Here is a 2,323-nt window from a genome sequence, read left to right as displayed (position 1 = left end):
AAAAATAGTTTTTTAAAAACATTTAAACAGTATCACTTATTTAACCACTTGGCTTTGTTATCCATAATCAATGATTTCTTTTGTACGGAATTTTTATTTCTAAAATCAAATACAAAATCTTCATACTTATTTTTATAATCTTTTACATCAGATACTACACGAGCAGGATTACCAACAATGATTTTACCTTCAATCAAACAACTCTTTGTTACCACACTACCGGATCCCACAATTGTATTATTAGCCAATTTTACTCCAGGTAAAATAATACTATTCATCCCAATAAAACAATTGTTTCCAATTTCTATACTTCCTATGATATCCGTACCATTTTCGAAAATCTTAATAGCTGAATTGTCGTGGGTAACAAATTTAACCCCTGTTGATATTGTCACATTATTACCGATTGATATTAAATAAGGTTCACTAGAAGTTATCGGAGAAAAAGCCCTTACCTTTTCTCCAATGTAAGCACCATTCAGCCTATAGCGTTTTAACCGTACAGACATTGGATCTAATCCTCTCCATATATAGAAAATTTCTTTACATTTAAAGTGAATTTCCTTTAAGTTCATTCGAATTCATCCCCCCTCTTAAACAAATCCTTAATTATTTGTGTCAATCATCATTTCTATAACTTTTATCTGTTTGCATTAAACACTTGTCATTACGTGGAATCAATTAAAAAAATTATAAATCCATCAATTAAGAAACTTTTTAATTTGTTTTTTTAACCCTATTGTTTCAATGAAATAGTTAAGTCTCTCCTCATTCCATAATCTAAATATATAATAAGAGGTTACAGAATAAATACTGATTCCTAATAAAATTTGAATTATTAATCCACTCCATGAGTTTGAAATGATTAAATCACTTAATTTTAGTAAGAAAAACATCATTAACCCTGGAATAAGAAAAATCCAGCTATCATTTATAAATTTCTTTATATCCAGTTCTTTTCTAACGACATATGTTTGATATACCATTACAGTTGCCTCTGCTACTAGCGTTCCTACAACAGCTCCTAATGCACCATATCTTGGTATAAGCGTTAGATTAATTACTATATTAATAATAGCCCCTATAATTACAGAAAGAATATAATCTCTATCTTTTCCTCTTGGAATTAGATATTGTGTTCTAATTACGCTAGTCCAAGATGAAAACAATACAATAGGTGCCAATCCAGCTATTAACTTACCGCTTTCTACAAAACTTTCTCCAAAGTAAATTGGTGCGAAACGATAAGATATTGCAATCAAACCAAACATCATTGCTATTGAAAGAAATACTACGAATTGCATAGAATCACGGATATACCTATTTGATTCTCCATTTTGTTCATCTACAATTATGTTAGACATCCTTGGTAACATAACATTTCCAAGTGCTGCAAAAATACCTAGTGGAATTGTAACTATTTTATCGGCACTATCATAAAGTGCTGTTTGTTCAATACCACTAAAAAAACCAAGCATGATTTTATCTAGTATTCGATAAATACTTATGGAAATTACTGGAATAAATAAAATGAAATTTGGTTTAATATGAGATATGATCTCTTTTAAATTTGGTTTTATTATGAAAATTTCTTTCTTTATAAAAAACCATAATATACATTGACTAATAAGAGTAGAAAAGGCAACTAAAAAAATGTAACTACTTAAATCGTCTTCATTTTTAACGAAAATAAACATAGAAAAAAAAGTAATTAATTTTATTATGCTATTTCTTACAATAGTCAACTTGAACTTCTCTATCCCAAAAAAGAACCAATTAATATCAAACATTGCAGATCCCACTAATAAAATTTGAATTGCTGCAAAAACTCTATAGGAATCTGGAATTGTATTGAAAACAATAACTACATAGAGGATTAGTGATATTAAGGCTGTAATAAACTGTAAAGCGTATATATTCCAAAAAACTGAGCTCATCCTTGCTTTATTGTTTCTTACTCTAGATATCGCACGATTCCCATAATTGTTTAAACCTAATATTGAAAATAATATAAAATATTGAGCAATCGAATTAGTATAAGAAAAAATACCCACACCTTCTAGTCCAATAACTCTTGAAATATATGGAGCAGTTATTAATGGTAGGATAAAATTCAACATCTGGTAGAAAATACTATATAAAAAATTCTTTTTTATACTCATAAATTATCCCTTCGAAATGTTACATTTTATGGGGATTAAAATCTCTCTTTAATGTTTAAAAAAAATAGTACTAAAACATTTTTCCAAAAAAATAAACCATTATGGAATGTTTGTTGAAAAGCAATTATTACCGCTAATAATAAATGACCGTGTCTTATATG

At 28.1% G+C, this 2,323-nt stretch carries 2 protein-coding genes; both read right to left on the bottom strand.

Annotated features, from left to right (window positions below; all coding sequences use genetic code 11):
- Positions 1-32: 32 nt before the first annotated feature.
- Positions 33-575, bottom strand: a complete 543-nt coding sequence (locus tag AC1DSL_RS17385; protein WP_477533185.1) for an acyltransferase — start codon at positions 573-575, stop codon at positions 33-35.
- Positions 576-701: 126 nt separating this feature from the next.
- Entirely contained in the window at positions 702-2,162 is a 1,461-nt protein-coding gene (locus tag AC1DSL_RS17380) for an oligosaccharide flippase family protein (protein WP_477533184.1), read from the bottom strand.
- Positions 2,163-2,323 lie beyond the last annotated feature (161 nt).

It is taken from the genome of Paenisporosarcina sp. P4_D4, assembly GCF_056401835.1.
The sequence above is the reverse complement of the archived record's forward strand: the minus strand, read 5'-3'. Positions and strand labels throughout refer to the sequence as shown.